This is a genomic window from Acetitomaculum ruminis DSM 5522, assembly GCF_900112085.1.
In the GTDB taxonomy this organism is placed as follows: Bacteria; Bacillota; Clostridia; order Lachnospirales; family Lachnospiraceae; genus Acetitomaculum; species Acetitomaculum ruminis.
The window spans coordinates 1-26,242 of record NZ_FOJY01000010.1 but is presented as its reverse complement, the minus strand read 5'-3'; the positions used below and the strand labels follow the sequence as shown (position 1 = coordinate 26,242).

Annotated in this window: 23 protein-coding genes and 1 pseudogene; 6 read left to right on the top strand and 18 right to left on the bottom strand. The window is 33.5% G+C overall.

The window, feature by feature from the left end; genetic code table 11:
* Nucleotides 1-90: 90 nt before the first annotated feature.
* The 5 genes from BM153_RS07770 to BM153_RS07750 form a co-directional block, all read right to left on the bottom strand.
* On the bottom strand, nt 91-1,317 hold the full coding sequence (locus BM153_RS07770) for a fibronectin type III domain-containing protein (protein ID WP_092872432.1): 1,227 nt from the start codon (nt 1,315-1,317) through the stop codon (nt 91-93).
* A gap of 376 nt (nt 1,318-1,693) precedes the next feature.
* The gene (locus BM153_RS07765; RefSeq protein WP_242949094.1) at nt 1,694-2,575 is read right to left on the bottom strand and encodes a 4Fe-4S binding protein; all 882 of its coding nucleotides are present in this window, start codon (nt 2,573-2,575) and stop codon (nt 1,694-1,696) included.
* Between the two features lie 2 nt (nt 2,576-2,577).
* A complete protein-coding gene (locus BM153_RS07760) occupies nt 2,578-3,006 on the bottom strand; it encodes an FMN-binding protein (RefSeq protein WP_092872430.1) in 429 nt (142 codons plus the stop codon).
* A gap of 23 nt (nt 3,007-3,029) precedes the next feature.
* The gene (locus BM153_RS07755; RefSeq protein WP_092872428.1) at nt 3,030-5,600 is read right to left on the bottom strand and encodes an FMN-binding protein; all 2,571 of its coding nucleotides are present in this window, start codon (nt 5,598-5,600) and stop codon (nt 3,030-3,032) included.
* A 40-nt stretch (nt 5,601-5,640) separates the two neighbouring features.
* The gene (locus tag BM153_RS07750) at nt 5,641-6,735 is read right to left on the bottom strand and encodes an FAD:protein FMN transferase (protein ID WP_092872426.1); all 1,095 of its coding nucleotides are present in this window, start codon (nt 6,733-6,735) and stop codon (nt 5,641-5,643) included.
* 439 nt (nt 6,736-7,174) lie between these two features.
* Here BM153_RS07750 and rpiB point away from each other — a divergent pair, with 439 nt between their 5' ends.
* Genes rpiB through BM153_RS07735 form a run of 3 tightly spaced genes read left to right on the top strand, consistent with a single transcriptional unit; the run spans nt 7,175 to nt 9,792 of the window.
* The gene (gene rpiB, locus BM153_RS07745) at nt 7,175-7,627 is read left to right on the top strand and encodes a ribose 5-phosphate isomerase B (protein ID WP_092872424.1); all 453 of its coding nucleotides are present in this window, start codon (nt 7,175-7,177) and stop codon (nt 7,625-7,627) included.
* A 14-nt stretch (nt 7,628-7,641) separates the two neighbouring features.
* Nucleotides 7,642-8,502 carry a class I SAM-dependent methyltransferase gene (locus BM153_RS07740; RefSeq protein ID WP_092872422.1) on the top strand — a complete coding sequence of 287 codons (861 nt, stop codon included), beginning with the start codon at nt 7,642-7,644 and terminating at the stop codon, nt 8,500-8,502.
* Between the two features lie 15 nt (nt 8,503-8,517).
* Nucleotides 8,518-9,792, top strand: a complete 1,275-nt coding sequence (locus BM153_RS07735; protein WP_092872420.1) for a chloride channel protein — start codon at nt 8,518-8,520, stop codon at nt 9,790-9,792.
* A gap of 75 nt (nt 9,793-9,867) precedes the next feature.
* Here BM153_RS07735 and BM153_RS07730 read toward each other — a convergent pair whose 3' ends face one another.
* Nucleotides 9,868-11,001 carry a PLP-dependent transferase gene (locus BM153_RS07730; protein ID WP_092872418.1) on the bottom strand — a complete coding sequence of 378 codons (1,134 nt, stop codon included), beginning with the start codon at nt 10,999-11,001 and terminating at the stop codon, nt 9,868-9,870.
* A 386-nt stretch (nt 11,002-11,387) separates the two neighbouring features.
* Between BM153_RS07730 and BM153_RS07725 the strand changes: the two genes are divergently transcribed.
* Nucleotides 11,388-11,762, top strand: a complete 375-nt coding sequence (locus BM153_RS07725; RefSeq protein WP_092872416.1) for a metal-dependent transcriptional regulator — start codon at nt 11,388-11,390, stop codon at nt 11,760-11,762.
* Nucleotides 11,763-11,853: 91 nt separating this feature from the next.
* Here the strand turns inward: BM153_RS07725 and BM153_RS07720 are convergent, their stop codons facing one another.
* The 4 genes from BM153_RS07720 to cbiQ form a co-directional block, all read right to left on the bottom strand.
* Complete coding sequence (locus BM153_RS07720; RefSeq protein ID WP_177205614.1) at nt 11,854-13,443, bottom strand: O-antigen ligase family protein; 1,590 nt, start codon at nt 13,441-13,443, stop codon at nt 11,854-11,856.
* Between the two features lie 184 nt (nt 13,444-13,627).
* Nucleotides 13,628-15,358, bottom strand: coding sequence for a methyl-accepting chemotaxis protein (locus tag BM153_RS07715; protein ID WP_092872412.1), 1,731 nt, complete (start codon nt 15,356-15,358; stop codon nt 13,628-13,630).
* Nucleotides 15,359-15,590: 232 nt separating this feature from the next.
* A complete protein-coding gene (locus BM153_RS07710; RefSeq protein WP_092872410.1) occupies nt 15,591-16,412 on the bottom strand; it encodes an energy-coupling factor ABC transporter ATP-binding protein in 822 nt (273 codons plus the stop codon).
* A 54-nt stretch (nt 16,413-16,466) separates the two neighbouring features.
* Complete coding sequence (gene cbiQ / locus BM153_RS07705; protein ID WP_092872408.1) at nt 16,467-17,420, bottom strand: cobalt ECF transporter T component CbiQ; 954 nt, start codon at nt 17,418-17,420, stop codon at nt 16,467-16,469.
* A gap of 518 nt (nt 17,421-17,938) precedes the next feature.
* Here cbiQ and BM153_RS07700 point away from each other — a divergent pair.
* Nucleotides 17,939-18,454: a flavin reductase gene (locus tag BM153_RS07700; protein WP_092872406.1), complete on the top strand. Its 516-nt coding sequence runs from the start codon at nt 17,939-17,941 to the stop codon at nt 18,452-18,454.
* Nucleotides 18,455-18,524: 70 nt separating this feature from the next.
* On the opposite strand, the gene BM153_RS07695 is transcribed toward BM153_RS07700, so the two are convergent.
* On the bottom strand, nt 18,525-19,673 hold the full coding sequence (locus BM153_RS07695; protein ID WP_092872404.1) for an iron-containing alcohol dehydrogenase: 1,149 nt from the start codon (nt 19,671-19,673) through the stop codon (nt 18,525-18,527).
* 221 nt (nt 19,674-19,894) lie between these two features.
* On the opposite strand from BM153_RS07695, the gene BM153_RS07690 reads away from it, so the two are divergent.
* On the top strand, nt 19,895-21,136 hold the full coding sequence (locus BM153_RS07690; RefSeq protein WP_092872402.1) for a PucR family transcriptional regulator: 1,242 nt from the start codon (nt 19,895-19,897) through the stop codon (nt 21,134-21,136).
* A 51-nt stretch (nt 21,137-21,187) separates the two neighbouring features.
* Here BM153_RS07690 and BM153_RS07685 read toward each other — a convergent pair whose 3' ends face one another.
* The 7 genes and pseudogenes from BM153_RS07685 to BM153_RS14280 form a co-directional block, all read right to left on the bottom strand.
* Complete coding sequence (locus BM153_RS07685; RefSeq protein WP_092872400.1) at nt 21,188-21,820, bottom strand: DUF3786 domain-containing protein; 633 nt, start codon at nt 21,818-21,820, stop codon at nt 21,188-21,190.
* A gap of 329 nt (nt 21,821-22,149) precedes the next feature.
* The gene (locus tag BM153_RS07680) at nt 22,150-22,848 is read right to left on the bottom strand and encodes a TetR/AcrR family transcriptional regulator (protein WP_092872398.1); all 699 of its coding nucleotides are present in this window, start codon (nt 22,846-22,848) and stop codon (nt 22,150-22,152) included.
* 105 nt (nt 22,849-22,953) lie between these two features.
* Nucleotides 22,954-23,316, bottom strand: coding sequence for a response regulator (locus BM153_RS07675; RefSeq protein WP_092872395.1), 363 nt, complete (start codon nt 23,314-23,316; stop codon nt 22,954-22,956).
* A gap of 9 nt (nt 23,317-23,325) precedes the next feature.
* Nucleotides 23,326-23,559, bottom strand: a complete 234-nt coding sequence (locus tag BM153_RS07670; protein ID WP_092872393.1) for a hypothetical protein — start codon at nt 23,557-23,559, stop codon at nt 23,326-23,328.
* 100 nt (nt 23,560-23,659) lie between these two features.
* A complete protein-coding gene (locus BM153_RS07665; RefSeq protein WP_092872391.1) occupies nt 23,660-24,502 on the bottom strand; it encodes a DegV family protein in 843 nt (280 codons plus the stop codon).
* A 130-nt stretch (nt 24,503-24,632) separates the two neighbouring features.
* Nucleotides 24,633-25,796: a transglutaminase domain-containing protein gene (locus BM153_RS07660; RefSeq protein WP_092872389.1), complete on the bottom strand. Its 1,164-nt coding sequence runs from the start codon at nt 25,794-25,796 to the stop codon at nt 24,633-24,635.
* A gap of 167 nt (nt 25,797-25,963) precedes the next feature.
* A pseudogene (locus BM153_RS14280) lies at nt 25,964-26,242 on the bottom strand (group II intron reverse transcriptase/maturase); the annotation flags it as partial.

Sequence of the window (26,242 nt, the reverse complement as noted above, 5' to 3'; positions counted from 1 at the left end):
CAATAATATGACAGAAAATTCCCCGGCAATTTCTTTATCTGAAATAAACCGGGGAATTAAAACTATGTTAATCTTCTTATCCTAGTTTTTCTATTTTGAAGCTTTTACCTTTACAACACTTGAATAAGCAGAATATACTTTCTTCTTATTAACAGTTGTATAGCTTCTTACCTTAACACTATAAGTAGTTCCTTTAGTAAGATTTGTTAAAGTAACTGAATTTGTATTTTTCTTAATTACTACCGTTTTTGTTACTTTCTCTTTTACTTTTTTAGTTTTGCCTTTTACTTTTTTCGTTTTAGTTACCTGATATTCGTAAGTAACTTCATATCCTGATGCACTATTGTTTTTAACAAAGGTTACATTTATTTTTTTGCCCTTAAGAGCCTTTGCTTTTACAGATGTAACTTTAGAAAGCACTGTAACTGATTTTGAATCAGATGTTGAAGCTTGATAATTACTGTTTTTCGGATTAGCTATTACTCTTACCTTTACAGTTCCATTGGCATTTTTAATTGTATAAGAAGTCTTACTTGTTGTAGTAACATTAGACCATTTTTTACCCTTATATTGCTGTATTGTATAATTGTTAGCATTTGTTACAGCCTTGTAACTAACCTGTATATTATTATTTACTGCTTTTAAGTTTACACTTGCCTTTTTAAGACTTGCTTTTGTAATCTTAAATGAAACGCTCTTACTTCCGGTGTAATTTCCTTTACCTTTAATTGTAACAGTAGCTGTACCGGCATTGGTGTTGTTCTTATAACTGAGAGTATAATCTATATCCTCTACTAACTCGATTTCATTTCCATTTTCATTTTCATAACATATATACTCAAATTCAGGCTTTATAGCTTTTCCTGTATATGTATATGTAGATTTTTCTAATTCATATGCCAAATCTAAATCACTTAAATTGGCTGCAACTATTTCAAAACTTGATGTAACATCACCCTGGTAATCTCCGATACCTGATACAGTAACTGTGGCTGTTCCAACTTCTACATTATCCTCATAGGTAACATCATAATCTTCACCTAAGGCTAATTCTCTATCATCTTCATCAGCTGTTAAATCTGAATTACTATACAAAACCATTACATCCGGAGTAATTTCATCACCGTTATAGGTATAGGTAACACCATAATCGGCATACCATCCCTCATATTTCATCAAAAATACCTCTGTATTTCCATCATTCAATTCAAAATACTCTGATGCCCACACACCTGCAGGTACACATGTAAGGGACAAAACCATTGCCATAAATAAAGCAGCTTTTGACTTAATTTTTTTCAAAATATTTTTGTTCATATTATTTCACTCGCCTTTCTAAAAAATATTTTCCGCAATCTGTTGAATGTAATATATCACAATTTTTGGTACAATGGTACTATATTTCATATAAAATCTGTTTTTTTATACTTTTTAAGTTTATATTTAGACTTTGTTTAAATTTGTAAAGCGGACATTCGGAATCCGCTTCGCTACTTCCTCATGAACGCAGTTGCACTTTGTGCCACCTGTCAGAAGGGGCTTTAACCCCTTCTGACACTAGTAAGCTTATACCCCCACTTAAAGCTTACGCTTTTAAAGCGGGGAATTGCTTACACTGCGTTCAAACAAAAGAACCAATTACATTACCTTAAAGTAAAATAACTGGTTCCAAATTATACTTATTTAATTTTAATCAGATGCCTGCTGCCATTAACAAGGCCATTAAAACCGCTGCTCTCGAAATCAGCCACCACAATTCATTGCCCTTAATAAAAGGTATCAGGCTTTTTATATTTGACTTTGGACAAATGTTGACGCATTTTTGACATTGAATGCAGCCTGCATTAACATTTTTTTCTTTAATATCACTTATTTCAAGATCTATAGGGCATTTTTTTAAACACGCCTTACAACCCTTCCTGCAATTTTGTCTATCTCTTAAAAGAGCAGTTACAGGCATAGCCGGAAGCAGTGAAAATACGGCTCCCATAGGACAAATAAATCTGCAAAAAAATCTTTCTTGCAATATCATCCCAATTATTATTAAAACAAGTAGTATAATTCCTAAAATATAGGCTTTAAGCTTAAAATTCCCGGCAGTTATCATTGAAAAAACATCCCAGGGACTATAGCCTCTTAGATTATCATATAGTTTTAAAAAACATAATGCACAAATTGCTATTAATATGACATATTTTAAATAATCCAATGCTTTTCTTATTTTTAAAGGTATCTGTGGAAGTTTTATTTTTATTTTTTTTGATACGAACTGTCCAATTTCATATAAGTAATCTCCAAAACTTCCAAATGCACAGGCATATCCGCAAAAAAATCTTCCAAAAACTACTGTGTAGGCACAAAGGGCAATAAGCGCCAGTAAAAATGAGGTTATTTCCAGCTTTTGTCCTGCACCGAGACTGTTAAAAATGTATTTTACTCCGGAAAAAGCAGATGTAAAAGCTGATGGCATGGTTACAAAAAATACTATCTGAATTATAAATCTTATTATTTTAGCTTTCTTTTTTTTCAGTTTTTTTAAAAAATTTCCCTTTGGATTTTTGATACTGCTATCCAAAATTACACCGCCTTACTTAGAGCATCTTTAGTCGCTTCTATAATACCCGTTGAACTAAAGGTGGCCCCACTTATAGTATCTACATCTGCAGATTGAGCTTCATAAATGTCTGATATTACATCACTTGCCATATTGTAGTAGGCATCATCTTCATTATCATGGGATAATACATTGATTTTTGAAATTTTTCCCTTTTTAATTACAACCTCTACTACTATATCTCCTCCAAAACCGCTTCCTTTTCCCTGATAATTTCCATCAGTATAGGAAGATTTTGATGAATTTTCTTTTTCAATAGCTTCTATTTTTGCCTTAATCTTAGCTGCTTTTACTTCATAATTTGCATAATATCCTCCAACAATATTGTTATATACCAGCAAAATCACTACAACCAAAATCAGATTGCTAAGTTTTATAAAAAACGATTTCATTATCTATCCTTTCAATATGATTATCAATTATTGTTCCCAGCCTGACTTAAGGCAGTAAAAATTCCTTCTATTAAAGCATTTGAAGAATAACTTGCACCTGAAACTATATCTATATCTCCCTCTTTAAGACCTGATATATCTTTAAAGTTTAAAAGATTTTCCTTTATACCCTCTAAGGCTGCATATAAATAAGCATCATTATCTTCTTCAAATATCTCATGTCCCCCTTCATACAAATCGCCATAGGCTTCAAGCTTTGTAATTCTATCACTTTCTATGGTTACCTTTAAATGTATCATGTAATCAAACTGGTCAAGCTTGTCCTTACAAATGACTGTAACATCATAACTTCCGTCTTTATAAACGCTTTCTTTTTCTTCCTGTGGCGGATTTTTAGCCAAAGTTAAAGCTTCATTTATGGCATTTATTACTCCGTTTGAACTGTAGGTTGCACCACTTACCACATCTACTTTTGTAGATTGAGCGCTTATTACTGCATTAGGAATTTTGGGCCAAACTTTGTTAAAGTACCTTTTTGTCTCCTGTCCCATGGAAATAAGATTGATTTTTGAAATTTTTCCACCAGCTATTTCTACACTAACCTGAATTTTGGCTGACTTGCTGTATCCTGTTGCACTACCTTCATACACTCCGTCATAGTAGGTTTCAGTTTCTTCTATAGGTTTTTCAGGTTCGTCAGGCTCATCAGGTTCATCAGGAACTTTAATTCCATTTACAGAATTTTCCAAAGCTTTTTTTACAGCCTCAATGATTCCATTGGAACTAAGGGTAGCACCACTTACCGTATCAACTTCAGCTTTCTGCTTTTCAATCATGTTATCTACGATTTTCCAGGCCTTATCAAAGAATAATTTTGTATCACCACCATTACTTACAAGATTTATGGCTGATATTTTATTATTTTCTATAATAACTCTTACTGTTATCTGACCGTTTTTATTGTAACCTGTCCCTTTTCCCTCGTAAGTACCGTTTTGGTAAACTACATCTGAAGGTGGATTATCCGGTTCATCAGGTTTGTCCGGTTTGTTATCATCATCGTCATCATCATTTTTGTTAATTCTTGCTTTTTTTAGGGCATCTTTTACTGCATTTATAATTCCGTTTGAACTATAGGTTGCTCCACTTACCACATCTACTTTTGTGCTTTGAGATTTTATAATTTCATTTATTACAGCTTTTGCCTTAGAAAAATATTCCGGTGTTTCTTCTGATGAATCAGTAACTTTTATCTTTTTAATAAGATGATTTTTAACTAACACGGATACACTTACATTTCCACCAAAGCCCTTTGCACTTCCTTCATAGGTTCCATCTTTGTAGGTGTAGTCATCATCATCTATATCAGGATCATCCGGTTTGTCTGGTTTATCCGGCTTATCCGGTTTTTCTGGTTTGTCCGGTTTATTATCATCATCGTCATTATCGTTTTTATTGATTCTTGCCTTTTTTAAGGCATCTTTTACTGCATTTATAATTCCGTTTGAACTATAGGTTGCTCCACTTACCACATCTACTTTTATGCTTTGAGACTTTATAATTTCATCTGTAACAGTCTTTGCTTTTTCAAAATATTCCGGCGTTTCATGGGAACAATCCGTAATATTAATTTTATTTATAAGATGATTTTTAACTACCACAGACACACTAACTGCTCCACCAAAGCCCTGGGCGCTTCCGGCATAAGTTCCGTCTTTGTAGGTATAGTCCTTGTCGTCGTCGTCATTATCCTTGGAATTATTATTCTGATTATTATTGTCAGAATTTTCTCCATTATTATCAATAACACCGCCATCTACAGCAGCCTGTGAAAGAGCATCTCTTACTGCCTCAATAAGTCCCTTTGAGCTAAAGGTTGCTCCGCTTACTGTATCAACATTAGTGGTCTGATTTGAAATAATATTATTAAGAAGGCTTTTTGCTTTATTAAAATAAGCATCATCATCCTGATAACTGATTATTTCTATATTGGAAATCTTCCCTTCAAGAATGGTCACTAAAACTTTTGTGGTTCCTCTAAAACCTTTTCCGCTTCCATAATAGCTACCATCCTTATAAGCTGCTGCCTCAGCCACCTTTTCAACACTGGCAGTAGCTGTAACTGCTCCTGCTGCAACCTGGCTTCCCTTTTCTCCTGTAAGAGCATTTTTTGTGGCATCAATGATACCATTGGAACTATAGGTGGCACCACTTACCACATCTACATCAAAGGACTGTGCCAAAATCATTTCATCTATAACTTTTTTTGCCCTGTTAAAAAATGCATCATCATCTGCATAACTTTTAATATTTATGGCTGTTATACTTTTATCCTTTACATCTACTGATACTGCTACTTCTCCCTTATAGCCGGTAGCTGTCCCTTCATAGGTTCCATCTTCCAAATCAAAATTTCCTTTTGTAAGACTTAATTTTTCCACTTTACCACCATCTTCTTCTTTGGTGGTTTCTGCCAATACCTTTGGTATGTCCGGAAGTTTAGGCGCTTTCCAGTTATATACCGTAACTGCGGCACAAGTTGCCAGGATAAAAGCCGGAAACAGTTGCAGGATAAGTTTAATCCTATCTTTCATTTTTTCTTACTCCTTTCTTAATATTATTCCCAAATCAGTTTTAATCTGCTTTTATAACATTTATCTCAAAGTCAGAGGTAAAAGCATCCGCTATGGGCTCTGTTACATATAGTTTTTTGTCATCTGTAAAAAGAACCATATCAAAGTCATTTTTATGTTCTTTCCAAAATTCTATTCCCTTATCAAGTCCCATTATAAATACGGAAGTTGAAAGTCCGTCTGCCAAAGTGCCATCCCTGCTGATAATGCTGACAGATGTCAGCCCTGAATTGGCAGGGTATCCCGTAGCCGGATCAATGATATGGTGATAAACTACACCGTCTTTTTCAAAGTATCTTTCGTATCCTCCGGAGGTTATTACCGCTGTATCTGCTGCTTCTAATACTCCAAGATAGCTTCCGTCCTTTGAAGGATTTTCTATTCCAACCCTCCAGTTACTTCCGTCTGTCTTTTTTCCGCATAAATGAACATTTCCTCCAAGGCTTACCAGTCCGCTTTCCACACCGTCTTCCTTAAAAATCTGCATAATCCTTCCTGAGGTATAACCCTTTGCAATACCTCCCAGGTCAATTTCCATGTTTTCTTTTGCAAAACTTAATGTATTGCTTTCAGAATCAAAGTTAATAGAGGAAGCATCCACCAGATTCAAAAGATTATTTAAAGTATCTTTATCCGGTACTTTAAAGTCTTTTGTTGGAAATCCCCATTCACACATTACGGGATAAATGGATATATCAAATATATGATTTGTCATTTTATATAATTCCAGCGAATAATTTAATAAATATGCCGTATCGTCAGAGACTACTCCTTTGCTGTTTTTATTTATCTTTGCAATTTCGCTGTCATCACTGCCTGTGGAAAGAAGCTTGTCAAGGCGTTCTATCTCCTTTGCGGCATCATCAACGGCCTTTTTTGCATTTTTACCATATGCGGTAACTGTCATATAGGTATCCATTGCAAAAATTTCCTGACTAACCGGCTGGGTATCATTTTCATTTGAATCATCATTTTGGGATTTGTTTACATTATCAGATACACTTCCCTCAGAATTTTTTTCTTTTTGACCATTTAAAGAGCATCCGCTTACTGTAAGACATACTAAAATAATTAAAAGGTATAATAATTTTTTCATTTTTCCCTGTTTCCTCCATACTATGTAAAAGACCTTTGCTTTCCATTTAAGGCCAGCTTTTTCTTTAAAAAATCTTTTATGTCTGTCCTATTACTTTAGACACATTACCTATTATATACGCAAAACACAAACAAATCAAAAACTATTTACAAAATCTGCAAAGGGGATTGCAAATATCTTAGACATAGCTCCTAAAATGCACCCTAGGTGTTTTTGGAAACGATTAGTCACCTCTAACCAGTCTGATATTAACATCTTTCTAACGAACATGTCAATGAAAGGCTTATATTGCTTATTGATAATATTAATCAGTTTTTTAAAGATGTTTTTTTCTATTATTTTTATGTTAAAAATAAAAAGCTTGTTTTATAATGTTCTTATCTATGTTATAATGCTTTGTCAACTGTTTTTAAAATTAATTTAAGAAAGGACGTTTTTCATGAAAATAGGTTTTGGCTGTGATCATGCAGCAGTAGAATTAAAAGATGAGCTATTAAAATATATGTCTGAGAAAGGATACGAATGTGTTGATTTCGGTTCAAAAAATCCGGAAGAAAAAGTTGATTATCCTTTAAAAGGTCAAGAAGTGGCAGAAAGCCTTATTGCCGGAGAAATCGATAAAGCAGTTTTAATATGCGGAACTGGAATAGGTATTTCTCTTTCAGCAAATAAGGTACCGGGTATCCGTGCAGCAGTCTGTTCCGAACCTTATTCTGCAAGATTAAGCGTAGAGCACAACAATGCAAATATTATTGCCATGGGTGCAAGAGTTGTGGGAAATGAACTGGCAAAAAGCATTCTGGACGCATTTTTCTCAGCCAGTTTTCAGGGTGGCCGTCATGAAAGACGCGTAAATCTTATAACTGATATTGAAAAAAAATATAATAAATAATCTTGGAGGAGAATATGTGGATTGCCAATGAATGGAAGGATTATGAAATTCTTGACACCGGTAATGGTGAAAAACTGGAACGCTGGGGAGATTATTTTCTTGTAAGACCTGATCCACAGGTAATCTGGAACACTCCACGGAATAATAAATTATGGAAAAAACCAAATGCTCATTATCACAGAAGCAAAAAAGGCGGCGGAGAATGGGAATTTTTTGACCTGCCTAAGCAGTGGAGCATTAATTATAAAGACCTTACCTTTAATTTAAAACCTTTCAGCTTTAAACATACAGGTCTCTTTCCTGAACAGGCCTGTAACTGGGACTGGTTTAGTAATCTCATTAAAAATGCAAACCGTCCCATAAAAGTTTTAAACCTCTTTGCCTATACTGGAGGAGCTACTTTAGCCGCTGCCAAAGCCGGTGCAAAAACTACTCATGTAGATGCTTCAAAAGGTATGGTAACCTGGGCAAAAGAAAATGCTTTATCATCAGATATACCAGAAGAAAATACCCGTTGGCTGGTAGATGATTGCATAAAATTTGTCCAAAGAGAAATAAGACGAGGAAACACCTATGACGGAATAATCATGGATCCGCCATCTTACGGTAGGGGTCCAAAAGGCGAAATATGGAAAATCGAGGATGCCATTCATCCCCTTATTGCCGATTGTGCAAAACTTTTAAGTCCAAATCCCCTGTTTTTCCTTATAAATTCCTATACCACAGGTTTATCCCCATCGGTTATGGCCTATATGGCCTCCATTGAGCTAAAAAATTATAATATACATGTGGCATCTGAAGAAATAGGTTTGCCGGTTAAGGAAAGTAATCTTTATCTTCCCTGCGGTGCTTCATGTCGCGTAACCTTTAGTTAGAAAGGACAAAGCTTTATGGAAGTAAAATTAAAAGACTTTTACAAAACATTAAAAATTAATTCTTATATTGTAATAAAATGGCTTCTCATATCTCTTCTTTCAGGAGGGATATGTGGCCTTGTGGGGCTTGCTTTTTTTTATTCTCTTAAATTTGTTACTGAATTAAGAACTCTTAAGCCCTATTTGATTTTTTCCCTTCCTTTTTTAGGACTTTTAATTGTATTTTTTTACAAGGCTACAAAAGTACAAAAACCCAGGGGAACCAATCTCATACTTGATTCATTACATTCCAATGAGGAAATCCCCTTAAAAATGGCACCTTTAATATTTGTTTCTACCGTTCTGACTCATCTTGGTGGAGGTTCTGCCGGCAGAGAAGGAGCAGCATTACAATTAGGAGGAAGCATAGGCGCCGGTATCGGAAGGTTTTTAAAGCTTACTGATGATGATATAAAAATTGTTACAATGTCCGGAATGAGTGCCTTATTTACAGCACTTTTTGGAACCCCTCTTACTGCTTCTGTTTTCAGTATTGAGGTGTGCTCCGTAGGTACATTTTATTATACTGCTTTTTTTCCCTGTATTATTGCTTCTTTAACAGCATTTCATATTACTAATTTTTTCTCCATTAATTATGGTTCATATATGGTAGAAAAGCTTTTTGAAATAAAATATTCAGATTATTTTAAACTAGGGATTTTAATAATACTTTGCAGTTTTGTAAGTATGCTTTTTATAATTATTCTTCACAAAGTTTCAGAACTATTCCAAAAATATTTCAATGATTTTTACTTAAGAATATTTATTGGTGGATGCATAGTTGTGGCCTTTACCATAGTCTATGGAAATTTTGACTATAACGGTGCAGGTATGGATATGGTTAAAAGAGCTCTTAGTAATGATATGCCTTCATATGCCTTTCTTTTAAAAATTATCCTTACCTCCATAACCATCGGAAGTGGTTTTAAAGGCGGTGAAATCGTACCGTCCTTTTTTATAGGGGCAACCTTTGGTAATTTTATAGCCGGACTTTTAGGATTTAATATTGCATTAGGTGCTCAGCTTGGACTTGTTAGTATCTTTGTGGGAGTGGTTAATTGTCCCCTTTCAGGAATTATTTTAGGAGTTGAACTTTTCGGAAGTCAAAATATTTTACTTTTTGCCCTGGCAGCCGCTGTAAGTTATATTTTATCAGGATATTACAGCCTCTATTCCAGTCAAAAAATCATTTACACAAAACTTCCAAAACATAAAGCCAAAGCAAATTTTAAACAAAAACGGCTTAAATAAAGCCTGACATTAAATGAGCACATAGGACTTTACCCATGTGCTCATCTTTTATGAATACTTAAATTAATATTCTATCTATATCGCCCCAAGTAAGGCTAGTTCAATATCTGTAAGAACATCATCTACATTTCCTGTTCCGCAGTACAAACCTAAAAGTCTGCCTTCATACTCTTCTTTGGCAACTGCTGTAAGGTAATATCCTGCTGAAAGATTATTCTCATCAGTATTGATTATTTTCAAATTCTCAATAAATTTTTCCGGGTTTACCTTTGCATCTAACTCAAATGTAAATACCTCACCAAATCCTCTTGCCTGCTTAAGCTGAATCCAATATCCCTTAGATGACTGATCACCAGGATAGTAAACTTTTTTGATAAGTTCATTTTTCATCAACTTTCCACAAATTCCTGCCGCGTTCTTGCAACGAGTATCGATCCTGCTTTTCATTGACTTAAGACCCTGAAGAATAACAAAAGCCTCAACTTCTCCCATGTCCCCATCGCTAATCTTTTTAACTGTCTTAAGTTTAATTCCAACATCCGGATCTTCAACTACAACTATCGAGCCTTCCACATTACCGGCATCCACTATATTAAGACCTGAAAAATACATCACTATGTCTGCTCCGTTAAGGAGAGGCTTTTGCATATGTGGTGTCATAAGAGTGTTATCAACAATAACCTTACTCTTACTTAGATGCGCAACTTTTGCGATTTCCTCGATATCTGCTACTTTCATCAGTGGCAATGAAGGTGTTTCAATAAAGAAAGCTGCAACCTTTCCTTTGTAAGCTTTACAAGCTAATACCTTTCTGACTTCAATCATATTTGAAATATCAATTGAAATATGATTCAAACGGTATATTGCAAATATATCCATAAGCATCTTATAATTCCAACTGGACATCGTCGTAGGAATAACGACTATGTCTCCACTGTTGAATAAAGAAAATGTCGCCGCCATTGCCTTATATGCATTAAGAAAAGTCAGTGCTGTTACCCCATAATCATAAGAGGCCATTTTCTTTGCCAGCGCCTTCGCCGAAAGATTTCCGGAAGACTGTACATTAGACCTTTTTCTATCGGGAATCATTCGCTTAAACACAGAAGTCCTGTAAATAGGCAAACCTAGAATGTCCGGTGCCATAGCGTTATTTCCGGTAGTCAAAGTTGCTTCATACGTCCCCTCTGACTGTTCTTCTTTCCTCATACCGTCTCACTCCCTTTCTTAGTAAAATAATAAAATCTAACAATCTGTTAATTAACCTATTTTATTGCCCTCTCACCAATCCCTCCTTCCAAGTCTTTGTTTTCCAAACCGATTTTTATAAATATTACTTTTAATTTAATATTATTATAACAATTGTTTAAAAAAAATTATTGAGTCAAGCGTATTTTACAATTATTTTGAATATTTGGCACTTTTGACGATTTTCCCCCGATATTTATAAAATATATATAAATTTCATTATGTTTTTTTGTAAAAGATGAATTCATCATTATTAAACTGGAATTATTGTATGCAATATGCTATAATGACTTTTAAACTTTTGAATGTAAATTAAACAAATTTTAAATGAATGTGAGGGACATTTTATGCAAATTCACGAATCTGGGGAAGATTACCTCGAAACTATACTTATACTTTCCAAAAAATTAGGAAATGTACGCTCTATTGATATTGCCCACGAAATGAATTATAAAAAATCCAGTATATCAGTAGCTATTAAAAATCTCAGATTAAACGGTCTGGTAAAGATGGATGACAATAATTTCATTACTTTAACCGAAGACGGATTAAAAATTGCCGAGCGAATTTACGAAAGACATCAGATTCTTACTTCCTGGCTTGTACAATTAGGAGTGGAAAGAGAGATTGCTGCAGAAGATGCCTGTAAAATAGAACACGATTTAAGTAATGACAGCTTTGAAGCCATTAAAAATCTTTATCTTCAATCAATAATAAAATAATTTTTTAAGGGTCTTCGTTTTAGGTTTTTATTTTTAATCTTTATTATTTCTATCGTGTAAGTATGCTAAGCAGTGAGTCTCTTCTAACCTGTCATTTAACCTCTCTTATTTTTGCTTCAGCAATTGCCAATAATAAAAACAAAAGTGGTTCAATATATATATGGGTATTATTTATAATTCCCTGGGATAAAAAAGCTGCTGTAGTAACCAAAGCTCCTGCCACCAAAAAATCTTTCTTTCTGTTTTTAGCAAATCTGATAATAGCTGAAATAAAAATTCCAAAATAACTTATTATTCCAAAAATTCCCAATGTAACAAGATATTGTAAAAACTCATTATGAGCATCAATAAGCCTTCCGCTTTTGAAAGTGTATACTGACTCTTCCAAAAACTCCACCAAAGCATATCTAAAGCCTGCTGGTCCGTATCCAAAAATTTTATTGATAAAAGGCATGGCAAGAAATGTCTTTAGTGCGATGTTCCATATTCTTCCTCTGCTACTGCCAAAACTTTCATCAAAATAAATATAGTTTGCCAGTGTTCCAAAAACTTCTTTACATTCTGCCTTGCTTTCGTATTTGGATGATACATAAATCATTAACCCTATTAAAAAGGCTATTGAAATAAAAGCTGCTATCCAGACAATTATTCTTAAAACCTTAAATTTTCCTATATCAATTTCTTTCTTTTTCATTATAGTAAAGAAAACCGCCATTAATAAGAAAAACACTGTTGCAAGAGCCAGAATCCATACATTGTTAATTAAAAACTCAGTAATTCCTTCTGCCTTCCAGGCATATTCTTCTCTTACATTCCTTAAATATTTCATTACTATATGAACAGCAAAAAAACTTAAGAAAATATAGCAATAACCTATTAAGCTTTTATAATTGTCAAACACAAAACATAAAGAAACCAATGCAATAATAAAAATTGCGATATAAGCACTATCACACATTGCAGCCACTACCGCTGCAAAGGAAATTAGAAGATATATCCATGATATAATCCGTAACAGTTTTTTTGGTGATTTAAAAATATAAAACATTGAAACCGGCCACAAAAGAATTATATATCCCGCCAGACAATCCCTGTTTCCAAGAGTTGAAATAAGCTGGCTTTCCTTCGGCATTGTCACAAACATATCAAGGGGGTCAAAGCCTAGATGATTTGCAATGGCTATAAGAGATATAAAAACCGCTGCAAGAAAGGTTAAAATCATGAGCAAATCAATGTCTTTAAGATATCTTGAATATAAAAAATATGAAACACCACATATCATCAGAGCAAGATAGCCTATTCTTCTGCCATCCACACCCCAGAAAGTGTTGTATTTATTTGGATTTATCAAAAAGGAAATCGTCGTTGCAAACATAAATACTATAATAAACTTATCGATAATAGATAAATCCTTTAGATAGTCTTTAAGCTTCTTATCCTGAAGTTTTCTTATAGAAAACAGATAAGATATTATTACAATTCCACAAAAAAGAATAGCCCCTATTGAAACATAGTCAAAAGCTGCTGCTTTAGCATGTAAAATATCATTATATCTATCATGAAACAGGATTGGAAAAACCACCGTAACAAAAACTCCATACAAAAATACAACTTCATTTAATAGTTGCTCCTGCCAGCTTATATCTGTTTTTTTATCAAGGTTTCCTCTCATTTCTCCCATCCTCTCTAATCCTATTTTTAAAACCATTTGCATGTATAATATTACACATTATTAAACATTACATCAATCTAATATTTTAATATTATGTATTATTAATTAAAAAAATACTGTACAGGCCTTACCCCATACAGTATTTTCTCATCAATGATAATAAATCTAACATTTAAAATCCGCTTTTTTATTCTTATTTAAGAACAAGCTTTGAAAGTACATTTTCAAGCTGCTCTGCCTCAATTTGTAATTTATCGCTGGAATCCCTGGCTTCCGCACTAACACTGGTGTTTTCCTGGATAGAGGCTGCTAAATTAGTTGTGGTGTAGCTTACTGATCTAAGTTCTTCTGCCTGAGCCTCACTGGAGGTTGCATATTGATTTATGTTTTCGCCAATATTCTCAGCAAATTCCACAAACTCATTAATAAGTTCTCCAACAGCCGCAACTCTCTCATTTCCGTTTACAACAGATTCCTCATTTCCTTCAATAAGATCCTGAGTTTCTTTAACTGCATCAGCTGACTGGGTTGCCAAAATTCCAATCTGGTTTGCAACCACAACAAAACCTTTTCCTGATTCACCTGCTCTTGCTGCCTCAATGGAAGCATTTAAAGCAAGAAGCTTTGTCTGGGTAGCAATGCTGTTTACTGTTTCAATGATTTCACCGATAGCCTTAGATTTTGCATTAATATCGGACATAGCTTCTGTAAGTCTTTCGATACCCTGCTTGCTTTCTTCGATTTTTGAAACATAATCTCTTGTATACTCATTCAGTTTAGCGGCTGACTGTGCATTTTCGGTAATCTTATCAGAAACTTCATTTACCATGGCTGAAAGCTCTTCCACAGAAGCTGACTGAATTTCACTTTGCTGAGCAATAGTTGAAGAAACGGTATTTACTGTTCTGGCAGCATCTGTAATGGTAGCTGAAGAATTCTGGATTACAAGGATAAGTTCGTTTATAGATTGAACAATTCTTACAATTGATAATTTTACTTCCTCAAAATCTCCCTGGAAATCTTCTTCAATGGAAACATCAAATCTGTTATTAGCCATTTTATCAAGGACATCTGATTCGATTTTGCAATAGTTTTCAATACTTTGAACACTTTTTCTAATAGCTTTTGCAATTTCTCCAAACTCATTTTCTGATTTGTAATCAAGTCCGATTTCAAAATTACCCTGCTCTAACTGGTTAAGGGCATTTGATATTTCTCCAACAGGAGTATTTATAGCATATGAAAGTATTCTGTTTCTCTTTCTGTTTACATAATATGTGACAAATAATAAAAACAAAAATATAGCAACAGAAATATTTGAAAGGATTATGGCAGTATTGGTATATCCTCTGGCTGATTTATCCAGTTCTTCAATAATGATACTTACATTATCTGACATGGTATCGTAAATAGGACTAAGTTCTGTAACAGTAAGTTCATATAATTTTTCAAGTTTTCCGGCATATTCTTCAGATACCATTTTTTCTTTTATGGCATCATTTCCTTTATAAACTTCGTGGATAGCCTGAATTGCATTAATAATATTTTCATTATTCTTATGCATTTTTTCAAGATTATCAAGCTCTTCAAAACCTGTTTTTAAAGCGCTTTCACCAGCTTCAGCATATTTTGCTCCTTCTTCAGGTGTTGCAGCACTTAAGGATTTATATACATTTTTTTCAAATTCTTTGATGGAAACATTTAAATTAAGTGATTTTTCAAGACTTAACAAAGATTCATCTCTTAGTCGCATTATCATTCTTTCATTAACAACTATTGCAAAAATAGCAACTACAGACATTATAATTGAAAGATAACACATAATGTTAAAAGTATCTGAAATAATTTTTTTAACTTTAATGTCTTTGTACTTTTCAAATTCTTTTTGGTGCTTTGAAATTAATGCTGTCTCCTTTTTACTCATTTTTAATTATACCTCACATTCTTTCTCACAATGGATCAGCCGATCCGTTTTCCTAGTACTTTAGTCGTATTTTCCACAAGTAATTATACTAGCATTAATATAAAAAATAAATAAAAAATGTGAGGTAAATTCATTTTTTTTTGCAAGTTTAGGCATCTATATTTTTGTGTATTTGTCAATCCCCGACAAATAGACAGACTATTAAGTGTGTCTTTTATTATTTTCCAGAATATTATAGTATTTTTCTGAACTCTTCTACACTTTTTGGATATGCATCTTTATTACTGATTATATTTTTCTCCAAAAGACTCTCATAGACATCCAACATTATTGGTCTTTTAAGACTTGCCTCCTTTAAAATAGCATCATTTCTAAAAATGTTTAAAGGAGTATCGTCTGCTATTATTTTTCCATGGGAAAAAACTATTGCCCTGTCTGCCCATCTATAGGCAAAATCCACATCATGGGTAGATATCAACAAAGTTTTTCCTTCATTTCCCAATTTACCCAATACTTCCTCTAACATAGCAGCATTTAAGGGATCCAGTGCTGCTGTAGGCTCATCAAAAACTATTATTTCCGGTTTCATGGCGATAATATCAGCTATACTTACTCTCTTTTTTTCTCCGCCGCTTAAGTAGTGAGGCGGTCTGTTTTTAAAATCAGAAATATTCATGTAAGCCAGTGCCTCTTCGACTCTTTCAATAACCTCTGCTTTTGGAAGCTTTAGATTCATAGGGCCAAAGGATACTTCAGCCATTACTGTAGATGCAATAATCTGATTGTCAGCATCCTGAAATACTATACCTATATATTTTCTTAATTCATTGAGATTTTTCTTTGTAATCATGGTTCCTCTGTGATATATCGCTCCTGAGGTGGGACTGATTACACCATTTATGTTTAGAAAGAAGGTGGATTTTCCCGCTCCGTTTGAGCCAATAACAGCTATTTTTTCACCTTCATTTATTTTAAGATTTATGCCGTTAAGGGCCATCTTTTCTTCATTATATTTATAACAGAGGTCTTTTACCTCTAAAATTGGTTCTGACATAATATCCTCCTTATTAATTATAAGAAAAACTGTTCTAATTGATTTATTTTGCTTTTAAAATTTTATTCCAAAATTCAACAGTCCAAATTTTGTTGTTGCCCAAAGTAAAACCATAAAAACTACATAGGTAACACCTAAGATAATGTGTTTTGATTTTAAAGGTTTATCCTCCTCCAAAAATAATAATTCTCCGGTGTAACCCCTGGCGCATAGTGCATCATAGTAGGAATTTGCCTTTTTTAAGGATACAATAAGCAAATTACTTGCAGTACCGGAAAAAGACCTTAAGGCTGTCTTGTAGTCCACATAACCCAGTCTTGATTCTGCTGAATTTTTCATTTTGTTATGAGTTTCCATAATTACAAATATATATCTGTAAATCATACTCATTAATTCTACTAAAAGCTTTGGAACTTTAGCTTTTCTTAATACTGAGATAATTTCTCCCGATGGTGTGGAAAGTGACATCATATATAAAGATGATACTGCCGCAAATGCTTTGAGCATAATCGCCGCCATGGAAATAAATTGCTCTTTTGATGTGTAAATATAAAACCAGTAACAGTTTAAATTGTATTGGCCTATTGGTTTAAAGGAAAAATTTACGGCTATGGTTATACTTCCCACAATAATAAATACAAGGGGAATAGTCATCAGGTTAAAGTATTCATGAAAGGGTATTTTTCCACGACTGATTGTAAGATAACCCATGGTTATGAGAACAAACATGGAAACACTGATGGAATCAAAACCTACACATAAAAACAAAACCAGAATAGAAAATCCCACCTTAAATCCGGGATTCCAATCCCTTATTTTTGATATGTAAGCATAGTAGTCGATGGAAAAAACTCCACTTTTATGGTCGTGACCTATTTTATGCTTGTGTTTTTTGTTATGGGAATGATCATGATTTTGTTCTTCCTGAGATTTTTCCTTGGTCCAGGAAATTATGCATAAGACAATAAAGGTAGCTGCTAAAAGCAGTACCAACGGATAAAGATACATTTTCTTCTCCCTCCTGATATGAAAATAAACAGCCACACAAATCAATGTGACACAATTAAATTAATAAAGTTAAAGCATGTTAATATATGATAAAACATAGGTTTTTTCCTGTCAATTTTTTTGAGGCATTTTCGAAAATATTCCCATAGTAAACATTATTTTTTATTATTTTTTTATTGTTTTTTTGACTATTCCAACATTACTTTTTATATATCTCTTTATTTTTTTATTTTAATTAGTTTAAAGCGGACATTCGGAATCCGCTTCGCTACTTCCTCATGAACGCAGTGGCACTTTGTGCCACCTGTCAGAAGGGGCTTTAACCCCTTCTGACACTAGTAAGCTTATACCCCCGCTTAAAGCTTACGCTTTTGAAGCGGGGGATTGCTTACACTGCGTTCAAAATATAAATGATTTTTCAAAAATTATCTGTAAAAATAATGAGCAAATTAACGATAATTATATTGTAGCTTTGAAGAAGTTTATTTTTTGAAATAGAAAGGATATCAGGTGATATAATGCACACTTTTCAACCTTTTCCTGATGATTTATTCAGCTTTAATCCCTTTGTAAGAATCGGACAAGATGGCATAGTTATCGCTTCAGGAAATGAAGAAAAAGCAAATGTAATGACTGCCAGCTGGGGCGGTATAGGTGTAATGTGGGGAAAAAATGCTGCTACAATATATGTCAGAAAATCAAGATATACTAAAGAGTTTATAGATAACGGTGATTCATTTTCTATAACTTTTTTGGATCCTAAATATAAGACTATTTTAAAATATTTTGGTTCTGTTTCAGGTAGAGATGAGGATAAAATGTCCGTTGCCTCTTTGAATTACAATTACAAATATTCTATACCTTTTGTTGATGAGGGAAATATAGTTCTCTTATGTAAAAAAATGGCTACCGTGCCTATAGACTTTGATTATATCCATGATAAATCGTTCATAGATAAATGGTATTCAGGAAATTATACTAATGATGTTCATACTATGTATATAGGAGAAATAATTGAAATTTTAGCAAGATAATTTTTAATTTAAGAATAATCCCCTGCCTAAATTAATGGCAGGGGAAACTTATGGGTATTTTTATTAATAATTATTTATATAATTCGCAAACTTCTGCCATGAGTCTTTCTACATCACCTTCAGCTGGTTTAATGATTCCGAAATTAGCCATGGCTTCTTTTTTAACATAATCACAGCATTTCATGATTTCTTCTTTTGTATGTCCAAGTTCTTCCCAGGTTGGCACTCCCACATATTTCATAAATTCTCTAAATGCTGTTGCAACTTTCTTTCCGATTACTACAGGATCATCTGAATAAATCTTAACTCCAAGAATTTCTCCTACTTTTTTACATTTTTCGGCATAACCTGGAGCCATAAACTCTATAACTACAGGAGTTGCAAGGGCGCATCCGATTCCATGAGGGATATGATAGGTTGCTCCCATTGCATGAGCCATTGCATGACCGATATGCACAGTAGAATCTGCAAATGCCTTTCCTGCAAAATTTGATGCAATTGCAAGATTTTCTCTTGCTTCAAGATTGTCTTTTTCTTTTAATGCGATAGGAAGATATTTAACTATTCTTTCCATGGCATCATATGCTAAAAGATCTGAATGTGGATTTGGAACCAATGCTGAACTTAAGCTTTCTGAAGCATGTGAAAAAGCATCTAATGCAGTATATCTTGTAATTTCCTCATTGATATCAAGAGTAAGTTCAGGGTCTACGATAGAAATATTTGGAAAAGCAAGAAGTCCTGTTTTGTAGTGGGTTTTTGTATTTGTAATAACAGCAATCATTGTGCTTTCACTACCTGTTCCTGAAGTTGTAGGTACCATTACTATAGTAAGAGCCTTGTTAGGAGCAGGTGGATTATTCAATAATGTTTCAAGGTCATTTCCACAAGCAACCAAAGCCACCCCTTTTGCTGTATCAAGAGTACTTCCTCCGCCAATACCTATAACAGTATCTGCACCCATTTCCTTCGCAAGGTCTGCACCTTTTTGTACTGAATAATCAGGCGCATCCATCTCTACTTCATTATAAAATTTATATTCGATATTTGCTTTTTTAAGACTGTCTGCTGCTTTATCACCAAAACCTCTTTTTTCCACATTAGGATCGATAACTATTAATGCTTTTTTCACTCCTGATTGTGCACAGGATTCACCTAAAGTTGTAATTGCCCCCGGTCCATATGTAACAGGGCAAAGCTGTCCGTATTTACTTATCATCTTATTCGCCTTTCTAATAAATTATTGTAATATTTTGCAATTTTTGATACATTATTTATATCATTGATTATAGAAAAAAATTAAATAATTAATATGTTTATATACTAACACCTTATTGCTTATTTTTTTTTGTGAAATTTTGAAAATTTTCTTCCGGAATTATCTATATTTTACATGACTGTTTTTGATGATATTTACATTTATTTTTTAGAGGAATTACTATGGATAAAAATATAGAAATATTATTTGATTTAATTGCAAAAGGCGCATCTGTTGATACTTTATTAAACGAAGGATTCAGGGTTCTTGGAAATCCCCTTCTTATATTGGATATTTCTCTTGCCTTTGTAACTCATGCAGGTAATGATGTTATTACTGATGAACCAGTCTGGGAATGGATATTAGAAAAAGGTTATGTTACAGAGGAGTATGTTAAATCAGTTATGGGCGCTGAGCAGGGAAATGAAGGCTATACACCTTTTACCACTTCCATGACAGAGGTCATTTGGCAAAATGCCCTGCTTCATCACAGACAGGCAGTTATTCGTCTTATTAATAACGGGGAACCGGTAGCCTATTTAAAACTGTTAGAATATAATAAACCTATTACAAAAGAAGATGAAAAATATTTTATTATGTTAGGCAGATTCGTAGCCATTGCCTTTGGCTCCCACGAAAATGCACCAAAGCTTCATTTTAAGGAACCGGTAATAGAGTCATTTTTTGCCTCCCTTCTTACAAGACGACTTACAGATGAAGAAACCATAACTCAAAGACAATTATCTTTTAATATTGTTCTGGATAAATATTTACATGTAATATGTGTGGAATTTTCGCCGACTATTATTAATAATTCCGATAAAATATTTCATATTAAAAACCGCATAAAGAATTATTTTAATAAAGATGTAGCTATGCTTTACGAAAACCGTCTTGTTATTTTATATGACAGTTTTGAAGAAGACCCCTTTGATGAGAACATGCTGGCAAGACTTGAGGAGTTTTCAGCGACTTATGGTATCAGATTTGGAATAAGTATGAGTTTTGACAAGCTTTATAAATTTTATGAGTATTATAATCAGGCAGCAGAAACTTTTAACATTGCCAATAAAAGCCTTGATAAAAACTCTGTTTTAAGATATGAAAAACTTATAGTTACCCATATGATTTTAGAGTTTCAAGAGCATGGAAAACTTATGAATCTTGTACATCCCAAAATTAGAAAGCTTGCAGAAAGCGACAATAAAAAAGATAGTTTACTTCTTCAAACCCTTTTTGCCTATATTAACTGTTCCCAGGATATTACTACCGCTTCAGCACTTTTAAATGTACATTACAATACACTAAAATACCGCCTGAAAAAACTGGAACAGATTACCGGTTTTGATTTTACAAAACCTGATGTTTTATTTTCCATATTATTATCTGAAAGAGTTTTGAAAATCATAAATTTACCATTATAGAAAAAAAGCGTTAAACTTTCCTTTAAGTCTAACGCTTATTTTTTTTGGTTTTTATAATCCTGCTGCTTCTATTAACTTTTTAACACCTTCTGAAGCCAAAAGAACAACGGTTTCCGCATGGGTAAACTGAGTAATGTTTTTATCAAATAAAATATTTGCATTTGCAGGATATTCATCATCCCCGTCCCAGAATATAAATTCAATCTGTACACATCTGAAAACATCTGCAATAAAACCTGCATCTCCATGCTTTGTTCTTATAAATCCAAGTTTTTCTCCTGCTTTTATAAACTCTGATAAATGTCCGGAAAAAGTCTTTGATAAAAGTTCAATAACTGTTTTTTGGAAGGCTCCGTCAAAGATTCCTGCTCCTTCCACCTGTCTGAAGGGAATCCATTCCTTTGCATTAATAGGATTTTCCTTTGCATAATATAAAAGATGATATATAGCCATCTGGGTTTCAAAACTTTGATTAGCCTCATTTGTAACAGCATTTGTAATTATTCCGCTTGTCTTATCAATATAATATGGAATTCCAAAATATACTATTTCAAGATGATCCTCTTTTATTCCGTCATCCATATTAAGATTTTTCATCATTTTTTCATAATCCCAGGTGAGAAATTTTTTTCTCCAAAGTTCGCATACTTCAAGATAATTGTCCGGTGTTTTCATTACATCCATTTTTCCTATACCTCTCTTTCATCCACGCAAAAATATAACTCATTTATTATAGCAAAAATTACCGGAAAAATTAACAAGAAAAAAACGCAGCCCCCGACTGCGCTTTTAAGAATTAAGTTTGTAACTAGCAACTTACTTCGATGCGGAAAGGAAACGCATCACTTTAGCATTTTACTCTCTTATAATCCATCCATAGTTTTTTCTAACTCAGCACTTAGACCTTTCGGTCTCGACTTCTTAGGTATTGTACTAGTTTTCTTTCACCTTGTGACACAAAATGCACAATTTGCATATTTTTTGCATATTTGGCACTTTTTTACTTATTTTCATCATACAGTTTGTAAATCATTTGCTTTTAATATTTTTTTATCCGGTGAAATTCCAAAGATTTTTTCCATATTTTTTTCAATGAGAAAACTACATTCTAAAGAAGCCTGTTTTCTTTGGGAATTTTCCTTATCCATATACATTTCTAACATCCCCTTAACAATAAGAGGATTTGAAATACTAAAATACCTGGCATCCTCTTCTGACAAAAATCCTTTATTTACAGCCCGTTTAAGCATTATGTAATCTCTTTCTATAATGTCGCTGTTAAATAACATTGTGTAAAAATAATCCGGAATACTAAAACTTACCTTTAAGGGAAAAAGTTCAATGTATTCTGAAAGAGCATCAGAAAAAGAAGCATTAAACTGTCCCCACATCAGTCGATAATAAAGATCCGGCCTTTCAAAGGCGTATTTGATGAAGATTTTCCAGCCTTTTAGGTACTGCTTCAGCAAATCCTTTTCACTTTCCATTAATTTTCCGTAGTCTGTGATATAATTTTCGAAAAAATGGATGGAAGCTAAAACTATCAGGTATTCCATATTATCAAAATGTCTGTATAAGGCTGCAGGAGAACATCCTACCTCCTTTGCCACGGCTCTGACTGTTATATTGGAAGCTTTCTTGTTTTTTAACATCTGATTTGTGACCAAAACCAGTTTTCTTCTGGTTTCTTTTCCTTTTTCATATACTGCCATATTTTTATATCCCCTTTAAAAAAATCAAACCAAGAAAAAAGAGATACAGTGCCAAACAACCGTATCTCTTTTTTTATTGTTGCACGACTTACTTAAATGCGTGGCTTAACCAAGTACTTTCTGGATAGATTCTAATACTCTATCCGCCTGGAACGGTTTTACTATAAAATCTTTTGCCCCGGACTGAATTGCTTCAATTACCATTGCCTGCTGTCCCATAGCTGAACACATAATAATACTTGCATCAGGATTTGACTCACGAATCTTTTTAAGAGCCTGAATACCGTCCATTTCAGGCATTGTGATATCCATTAATACCAAATCCGGTTTTAATTCTGAATACAAAGAAACAGCCTCTTTTCCATTTGCGGCTTCTCCAACTACCTCGTATCCATTTTTGGTAAGAATATCCTTAATCATCATTCTCATGAATGCTGCGTCATCGCTTACTAAAACTCTTTTACCCATCGTTACCTCCTAGTCTAATGAAGAAAGATAATCAGTTATTGCATCAAGATTTATGTCTGTTGCAACCACCTCTTTCGAAGAAGAAGCTGTAGTGTAAACTGAGTAACCAACCCAACCCACAAGCATAAATAAAACTAAGCAAGTTAAAGCTATTTCTATTCTTAAGCGAATTTTTTCCTTCTTCATAGTTTTTGCTCTGTTTGCTTTTTCCTTTTTATATTTATCGACTTTTTCCTGACTCATTTTTAGACTCCTTCTGAATAATATATGTAATATAATAATCTTTTTTCTATTTTACCATGATTGATAAAAAAATGTTAGAAAAAATTTACATTTTGTATTATTATGCAACAACAATTATTCCCCCGTCACTTGCATACAAACTGCTTACTCCCCTGGTGTCTAATAAAACAACTGATTTAAAATTAGTTTTTTCCAAGATAAGTTTCTTAACAAATTCTGCCATGGATTTATTATTGCAATGACTGATGGCAAGGATTTTGTCTTGTGTATTTTCAGTTCTTTTAACCAGCTCATCTGCCAGTTTTGCCAGCGCTTTTTTCATTCCCCTTGCCTGACCTAACTGAATAATATTTCCATCATCATCTGACCCCATTAAAGGCTTAATATTTAACCTGCTTACCACAAAAGCCTTTAAATTACTAAGTCTTCCGTTTTTCCTAAGAGCCTCTAATGATTCCAGGACAAAATATGTATTAATTTCATCTCTATATGCTTCGGCAATTTCTATAACTTTTTTATAATCATATCCTGCTTCTTCGCATTCTGCTATTTTAAGTGCAATTAAAGTCTCTCCTATGGAAGCTGATTTTGAGTCAATTACATGAATTTGTTTTTCATTTCCATTTTCTTCCTCGAAAAGCTTCACAGCCACTCTTGCGCTGTTATAAGAACCGCTAAGCTGGGCTGAAAGGGTAATAACATATATTCTTTTAGCATCACAATCATAAAGCTTAGCATATGTTTCCGGTGAAGGACAGGCTGATTTCGGGCAATTAGGGCTTTGAGCAACCCTTTTTAAAAAATCCGCCTGGTCAAAAGTTTCATCATCAACAATATGATAATTATCAATATCTATTGACAATGGTGCCGATTTAAAAATTCCAGTTTTTTGTAAGTCTTCCGGTATCTCCCCACAACTATCTACCACAATTCTGTATTCCATATTACTTCCTCTTTTAAAAAATTTTATCCCATATGGTCATAGCAACCACAACCTTACAATGTAGTTTTAAATACTACAAATATTTAATTATAGTATCATATTTAAAAGTTTTTGAAAAGTAACAAATCTGTCATTTTAAAAAAACATTTAAGATATTATAAGTGCTGTCTTTAAAGAAATATACTCTTTGATTAACTCCATCACATTCAAATATTTTTTCATTGTCAAATAGTGAATAAAGGGCTTTATTATACTCTTCATCATCACCAAGTTTTATTGAGATATATCCCTCTCCCCGGTTATAGGCATCAGATATGGCCTTAAGTATAGCTTCTTCATCATACAATTCGTAATAATTTCCGCTAACACGATAATAATCCCATTTTGTAGAGTTACATTCCGGTAATATAAGCTTATCATCTATCACATGATCCTTTAACAATTCCTTACTTGTCATGCACATATATTTATAATTTACATATTCACTGTTTTCTTTAAATATTTCAGTGTTTCCCCAGGTTGAATCCATATAATAATATTCATCCTCTATCTTAATAAGATTCCAGGCATGGGCATTATCTTTGGATTGTCCCGAAACAATTACACTTTCCACTCCTAACATATTTAAAAGGTACTGACTTGCCTTACTATAGCCCTGGCAAACGCTTTCTTTATATAAAAATACGCTTAATATGGTTTGATTCAACCGTGCCTCTTTATTGTAGTTTATATTTTCCACCATATAGTCATAAACATATTTTACCTTTTCATAATCTGATGCATCTGGCAAAATCCCGGAAAGAATCGCCTCGGCTTCCTCTTCTACCTGCTCTTTTACCTCTTGTGCCTCTTCATTGTCCATAATATAAATCGGACTTACCTCAAGCTTTGTTACGGTACTTCCTATGGAATAGGTAGTAATATTATAACTACTGGTGTAAAAAATCTCTGGATAATCTTTTAGAACAAACTCAAAAACTTTGGAAATCACATTTTCATCCTTTGTGGATACCTCTATGCCGGCACCGTAATTTTGCAGGGTGTATAGTATCTCGTCATAAACTGTTTTTTCTTCTTTTGAAAGACATTCATAGGCATATTTTCCCTTTGATACACTTTTGATTTCAACTTTCTTTTTTTCATGTATTGCATTTGAAATGTTTTCTGTTACATTATCCGCAAATTTGTTAAATAATACAGAAGTGGATATAAAGTAAACTGCAACCATAATAAAGAAAAAATTTATTAAAAAAATAATGATACATCTTTTTCTTCTTCTGCTGTTTTTTGCCATATTTTGTAAGAGTTTTTCCTTCCATTTTCTTATAATAATATTCTACAATTTTTATTGACTTTTTACTATTTTTTTTAGCCAATTAGTTGGATTTTAATCGAGTAGGAGGGAGTGATTAGCTCCCGTCCTCTCACAGCACCGTACGTACCGTTCGGTATACGGCGCTTTCAATAGTTGACGTGCACAGACTGATAGGCTGTGGATAAATCATAGAAGCCACTGTTTATCAACCTTTCTTTTGTCCTTGCCATATTTACTGCAACGGTATGCGTCGTGAACCAATGGCCTCTTCGGCTGTTACCAGCCTGCCATGCTAAGTCCCCGGGTACGCCCATCTTAATCAGATTACGTACCTTTGTCTTGGGCTTCTTCCATTGTTTCCATATACTCATACGTATTCTGTGATAGAGCCATCCATTGATTTCGTCTATATTGTTCTTCATGCT